At 73.3% G+C, this 6,167-nt stretch carries 5 protein-coding genes and 1 pseudogene; 1 reads left to right on the forward strand and 5 read right to left on the reverse strand.

Annotation, left to right across the window (positions count from 1 at the left end; all coding sequences use genetic code 11):
- Nucleotides 1-18 precede the first annotated feature (18 nt).
- Nucleotides 19-459 carry a DUF6278 family protein gene (locus FPZ41_RS44100; RefSeq protein WP_152870250.1) on the reverse strand — a complete coding sequence of 147 codons (441 nt, stop codon included), beginning with the start codon at nt 457-459 and terminating at the stop codon, nt 19-21.
- A gap of 166 nt (nt 460-625) precedes the next feature.
- Here FPZ41_RS44100 and FPZ41_RS44105 point away from each other — a divergent pair, with 166 nt between their 5' ends.
- Complete coding sequence (locus tag FPZ41_RS44105; RefSeq protein ID WP_322621512.1) at nt 626-2,515, forward strand: SGNH/GDSL hydrolase family protein; 1,890 nt, start codon at nt 626-628, stop codon at nt 2,513-2,515.
- Between the two features lie 33 nt (nt 2,516-2,548).
- On the opposite strand, the gene FPZ41_RS44110 is transcribed toward FPZ41_RS44105, so the two are convergent.
- The 4 genes and pseudogenes from FPZ41_RS44110 to FPZ41_RS44125 form a co-directional block, all read right to left on the reverse strand.
- Entirely contained in the window at nt 2,549-3,328 is a 780-nt protein-coding gene (locus FPZ41_RS44110) for an exodeoxyribonuclease III (protein WP_152870252.1), read from the reverse strand.
- Nucleotides 3,329-3,412: 84 nt separating this feature from the next.
- Nucleotides 3,413-4,048 carry an MBL fold metallo-hydrolase gene (locus FPZ41_RS44115; RefSeq protein WP_152870254.1) on the reverse strand — a complete coding sequence of 212 codons (636 nt, stop codon included), beginning with the start codon at nt 4,046-4,048 and terminating at the stop codon, nt 3,413-3,415.
- A gap of 43 nt (nt 4,049-4,091) precedes the next feature.
- Complete coding sequence (pcaDC, locus tag FPZ41_RS44120; RefSeq protein WP_322621513.1) at nt 4,092-5,384, reverse strand: bifunctional 3-oxoadipate enol-lactonase/4-carboxymuconolactone decarboxylase PcaDC; 1,293 nt, start codon at nt 5,382-5,384, stop codon at nt 4,092-4,094.
- A 207-nt stretch (nt 5,385-5,591) separates the two neighbouring features.
- A pseudogene (locus FPZ41_RS44125) lies at nt 5,592-6,167 on the reverse strand (SWIM zinc finger family protein); the annotation flags it as partial.

The following is a 6,167-nucleotide window of genomic DNA, read 5'->3' on the forward strand; positions in this document are numbered from 1 at the left end:
GGGCGCGGGGGTCCGGCGCTATCCCTCCGCCACCTCGGCATAGAGCTGCGAGAGTTCCGGCGCCCCGTGGGCCGCCCATGCGTGGCCGGTGGCGACCACGTCGATCTCCCGGCCGGTGGCCAACCGCACCACGGGCCGGCCGCTCGGCAGAATCGTCCAGCCCGCTCCGGGGACCGTGCGCACGATGACGGTGCCGAGGTAGAGCCCCGCGTCGTTCCCCAGCCACGGCAGCATCTCCTCGTCGTCGCGCCACCGCGGCACCATCTGGTCGAGTGCCTCCAGCGCGGCGGCGGTGTCGTCGAGTTCGACCCCCGCGTCCTCCGCCTGTGAGCGCAGCAGCTCGCACTCGGCGAGGAGCTCCGCGATCCCCTCGTGATCGACGTCACCGCCGGAGAACACCGCGACGCCGCAGGCGGGACCGTGCTTCTTGCGCCAGTTGCCCAGGAAAGAGATGTTCATACCACCAGCGTCGCACTCACGCGTACCGGCGCACCACAGGCGCGCGGAGCCGTCCGTTCCCGTGGAGTTCGCCCGCAGTTCGCGCACGCCTCATTGACGGGTCTCTGACACCTCTTTAGCTTCAGGGCGCAACTGTCACCTCGGTGGTCAGGAAGAGGGGTCGCGAGTGCGTCGACGCGTGTGGGGTACGGCTGTCGTCCTCGGTCTGCTGGCGGCGGTCGCGCCGGTCGCGTCCGCCCGGGCCTCCGACACCGCCAGTGGCGGTCCGCTTCCGCTGGAGCGGCACTTCGACAACAGGGCGGTCAGCGACGACGCCAGGCCGGGCGAGGCGGACTTCGACGGTTCCGGCGCCTCACTGTCGGCCCAGGACCTGGCGGCCGCGGGGTGGACGCCCGGCCGCTCGCTGACGGTGCAGGGCGCCCGCCTGACCTGGCCGCGCCGGGCGGCGGGCGAGCCGGACAACGTGCGCGCCGACGGGCAGTCCGTACGGGTGCGGGGGCGCGGCGACGCGCTCGCGTTCCTCGTCGCGGGCACGGGCGGCACCCGCGGAGCCGCAGGGGCGCGCCGGTGTCGAGAGAACGAGCGCGCGGAGGCCCGAAGGGCTGAGCACGGTCGGGCTCTCGACACCGGCTGGAGCGCCCCGGAGGCGGAGCAATGTGACGCCGCGAGTGGCACGGGCACGGTGCGGTACGCGGACGGTACGCGTACCGCGTACCGTCTGACCGCCTCCGACTGGCGCACCGGTCCGCTCGCCACCAAGGCGGTGGCGCTGCCGCACATCAACACGCCGGGCGGCCGGCTCGCCGAGAAGGCACGGCTGTACGTGGTGACGGTGCCGGTCACGCGCGGGCGTGAGGTCTCGTCGGTGTCGCTGCCGCGCAACCCCGCCCTGCATGTCTTCTCACTGGCGGTGCGGCCCACGGCCCGTGACTGGACCGGGAGTTGGGCCGCCTCTTCCTCCGGCTACACGGCCGTCGGGCCGTGGACGGACCGGACGCTGCGGCTCGTGGTGCACACCTCCGCGGGTGGGCCCCGGGTCCGCATCCGGCTCGACAACACGTTCGCGGCGGCGCCGGTGCGGATCGGGAGCGCGACCGTGGCCGTGCAGGCCGAGGGGGCTGCCGCGCTGAGCACGCCCGTACCGCTGTCGTTCCGGGGCACCGCGGGGACCGAGATCCCGGCGGGGGCGCAGGCGTTCAGCGATCCGCTCGGCTTCGAGGTGCCGGCGAACGCCAACCTTCTCGTCAGCTTCCACCTGCCGGGGACGGTCACGGCGGCGCCCGTGCACCGGTTGGCCCTGCAGACCTCGTACGTCAGCGAACCGGGCGATCACGCGGGCGACGGATCGGCGGCGGCCTACACCTCGACGATCGCCTCGTGGCCGCTGCTGACCGGTGTGGACGTGGGCGGCGGTCCGGGGTCCGTGGTGCTGCTCGGCGACTCGATCACCGACGGCGAGAAGTCCACGCCCGACGCCAACCGCCGCTGGTCCGACGTGCTCGCGCGGCGGCTGCTGCGGCAGGGCCCGCGGCACAACGCCGTGCCGGCTTACGGGGTTCTCAACCACGGCATCTCGGCGAACCGGGTGGTCACCGACCGCTACCCGGGCGACGGGGTCTCGACCGACACGGGCGGGGTCAGCGCCCTGCACCGCCTCGACCGTGATGTCCTCGCCCAGACCTCCGCCCGTACCGTCGTCGTCTTCCAGGGCGTCAACGACGTCCGCTGGGGCACCACGGCGGACCAGGTCATCACCGGACTGCGCGAGATCGCGGCCCGGGGGCATGAGCGGGGGCTGCGGGTGCTGGCCGCGACGATCGCGCCGTGTGAGGGCGAGGCGCGGTGCACGGAGGCCGTGGACGCGGAGCGTTCCGTGGTGAACGCGTGGATCCGGGACGCGGACGACTTCGACGGCGTGCTCGACTTCGACGCGGTGCTGCGCGACCCGGAGCGCCCCTCGCGGATGCTGCCCGTCTACGACAGCGGGGACCATCTGCACCCCGGCGAGGCGGGGCTGGCGGCTCTGGCCGACTCGGTGGATCTGAAGCTGCTGTAGCCCTCCGGGGGCCGCACGTCAGCTCTCCGGGAGCTACACGTCCAGGTCCACCACCACCGGCGCGTGGTCCGAGGCGCCCTTGCCCTTGCGCTCCTCGCGGTCCACGTACGCGTCCTTCACGGCCTTCGTGAACGGCTCGTTGGCGTACACCAGGTCGATGCGCATGCCGCGGTTCTTGGGGAAGCAGAGCTGGCGGTAGTCCCAGTACGTGAACGGGTGGTCGTACTTCAGGGGGCGCGGGACCACGTCGGAGAGGCCGGACTCCCTCAGGGAGGCCAGGGCGGCGCGCTCGGCGGGGGTGACGTGGGTGGAGCCCTCGAAGGCGGTCACGTCGTAGACGTCGTCGTCCGTCGGCGCCACGTTGTAGTCGCCCAGGACCGCGAAGGGGCGGCTGCCCGCCGCGTCGCCCGCCACGGCCGCCTTGAGGGCCTCGAACCACTGGAGCTTGTACGCGTAGTGGGGGTGGTCCACCTCGCGGCCGTTCGGCACGTAGACCGACCAGACGCGGACCGGGCCGCACGTCGCGGAGATGGCGCGGGGTTCCTCGGTACCCTCGTAGCCGGGGTCCTTGGGCAGGCCCTTGACGACGTCGTCGAGGCCGACGCGGGAGATCACCGCCACTCCGTTCCACCGGCCGGTCGCGTGGACCGCCGCCTCGTAGCCCAGCTCGCGCAGCTGGTCGAACGGGAATCCCGCCTCGGCGATCTTCGCCTCCTGGAGGCAGAGCACGTCCGTGCCGCTGCTCTCCAGCCAGGCCAGGAGCCTGGGCAGGCGGGCGGTGATCGAGTTCACGTTCCAGGTCGCGATGCGCATGTCCCACAACCTACCCGGCGGGTCCGACAACGCGGTCCGGGGCCGGTGGCCTCAGGGCACCCCGCCTCAAGGACACCGGCCGCCTCAGAGCTCCGCCGACGCTCCGGGGGCCAGCCGCAGGTGCTCCGCGCCGCCCAGGGCGCCGATCTGGTTGTCGTAGATCGGGCGGGCCAGGTCGGTGAGCAGGGCGTCGTGGATGTCGTACGCGCGCTGCGGCGCGACCTCCCTGACGTAGTCGATGACCTCGGAGATCTTGTTCCAGGGGGCCATGACCGGGAGCATCAGCGTCTCGACCGCGTGGTCGGGGACGGTGAGGGCGTCGCCGGGGTGGAAGACACGGCCGCCGTCGACGAGGTAGCCGACGTTGGTGATCCGCGGGATGTCGGGGTGGATGACGGCGTGGAGCTCGCCGTGGACCTGGATGTCGAAGCCCGCGGCGGTGAACGTGTCGCCGTGGCCGACGGTGTGCACACGGCCCGGGAACGCGGCGGAGATCTTCTCGGCGACGGACCTGAGGGTCCAGATCTCGGCGGCCGGGTCGCTCTCCAGACCTGCCCGGAGCCGCGCCTCGTCGAAGTGGTCGGGGTGCTCGTGTGTGACCAGGATCGCGTCCGCGCCGACCGCGGCGTCCTCCTCGCTGAAACCGCCCGGGTCGATGACGAGCGTGCGTCCGTCCTTCTCCAGACGGACGCAGGCGTGCGACTTCTTCGTGAGCTTCATGGGCCCATCCTGCCCCGGCGGGCCGGGCCGGACCGCCCGTGGCTCACTCCTGGGGCGTCGTCTCCTCGCGGATGACCTGCTGGGCCACCTTGAACGCGCTGTTCGCCGCCGGTACCCCGCAGTACACCGCCGCCTGGAGGAGGACCTCCTTGATCTCGACCGGGGTGAGGCCGTTGCGCAGGGCCGCGCGGGTGTGGAAGGCGAGCTCGTCGAGGTGACCGCCCGCGACGAGGGCGGTCAGGGTGACACAGCTGCGGGAGCGCCGGTCGAGGCCGGGCCGGTTCCAGACCTCGCCCCACGCGTACCGGGTGATGAGTTCCTGGAAGTCCCCGGAGAACTCGTCCGCCGAGGCGAGCGCCCGGTCGACGTGTGCGTCGCCGAGCACCTCGCGGCGGACCTTGAGGCCCGCGTCGTACGGGTCCGGTCTTCCCTCCGCCTCCGGCTGGGCCTTGGCCGGGGCGATCTCGGCGACGGGCCCGGGCTGCGACGGCACCAGGGCCGGCTTGACCGGGGCGGCCGGGATCGCGATCTGGCCGGTGGTCGAGTCGTACGCGGGCTGCCAGGCGGACGAGAAGTGCCGTACGAGCAGGTCCGTGACCGCGGCGGGCTGCTCCACGGGGACGAGGTGCGAGGCGCCGGGGACGACGGCGAGGCGGGCGTCCGGAATCCCGGCGACCAGGGTGCGGGCCTCGGCGGGCCCGGTGACCTGGTCGTCGGAGCCGACGAGGACGAGGGTGGGGACGCCGATGCGGCCGAGTTCGGCCCGCACGTCGAACGCGGCGAGCGCCTCGCAGGCCGCGATGTAGCAGCCGGGGTCGGTGGTGCGCACCATCTGCACGGCCCACTCGGTGATCGCGGGCTGCGCGGCCGCGAACCCTCCGGTGAACCAGCGCTCGGGTGACGTACGGGCGATGGGGTCGAGGCCGTTCGTCCGGACGATCACTCCACGCTGCCGGAACTCGTCGGCCGTGCCGAAGCGGGGCGAGGCCGCGATCAGCGCGAGGGAGGCGATGCGCTCGGGGTGGCGCAACGCGAGCTCCATCCCGACGGCGCCGCCGAGCGCGCAACCCGCGTAGCCGAAGCGCTGCACACCGAGCTCGTCGAGCGTGGCGAGCAGGCGGCTCGCCAGCTCGGTGACGGAACCGGCCGGGTAGGCGGGCGCGCCACCGTGCCCCGGCAGGTCGAAGCGGAAAATCCGCCATTGCTTGGACAGCTCCGGCACCTGGCGGTCCCACATGTGCCACGTCGTGCCGAGCGAGGGGCCGAGGATGAGGACCGGGGCGTCTTCCGGACCGTCCAAGCGGTACTGGAGGGCTGGCGTCTGCGTCTCACTCACCGCTCCACGCTAACGTCCCCGCGCAAGTCCTCCGTCCCGGGACCCCCACTCTCCACACCGGGACCCCGAACTTCACCAGTGGACCCTCACACCTCCTTCACCTGGTGTAGGGGCTTCGCGTAGGCGGCGGGGGCCACGGGAAGCACGTTCACGAGGGTGACCGGCCGCCGGCGAGTGGACCGGTGGGCCAGGGCACCATCGCGGGCCTCACACGTCGCCGGCCGCTCCCAGGCCCGTCAGAACGCCCACCGGGTCCAGGTCGGGGGTGCCTCTGGGCCACCAGTCCTCGCGGCCCGGTTCCGACTCGTATGCGTACCAGAGGCCGTCCCGGCCCAGGCGGAGCTGGATGTGGCCGTGCGGGTGCGTGAGGTGATTACGCCGAGGGCGGAAGGCGGGCAGGTCGGCGGCGAGGAGAAGCGGTCGGGCGCGGTCGAAGCGGCCGGCGGGCGGGTCCCAGGGCTCTTCGAGGACGGCGAGCCCCTCCGGTCCGCCCTGCCGCCAGGCGGCGACCGCTCGGGCCAGGTCGGCCGGGGTGCGGCCGGTGGCGGTGGCCAGTGAGGAGTAGAGGGTGCGGGTGCCGGCGGTGAGGCCGGAGCCGGGGCGTGCGGCGGCGAGCCTTACCGCGTCCTGCCAGAGCGTGAGTTCGGCGACCGGGTCGCGGCCGGTGGTGAGCAGGGCGTGAGCGCGGGCGGCCGCGTCGGTGGCCAGCTGGTCCAGTGCGAACGGGTCCGGGCCGCCCGGTGCGCCCGGATAGACCGGGGGCTGTTCCGGGTGCGGGGGTGG

It is taken from the genome of Streptomyces acidicola (assembly GCF_009377235.1).
GTDB classification, from domain to species: Bacteria; Actinomycetota; Actinomycetes; order Streptomycetales; family Streptomycetaceae; genus Streptomyces; species Streptomyces acidicola.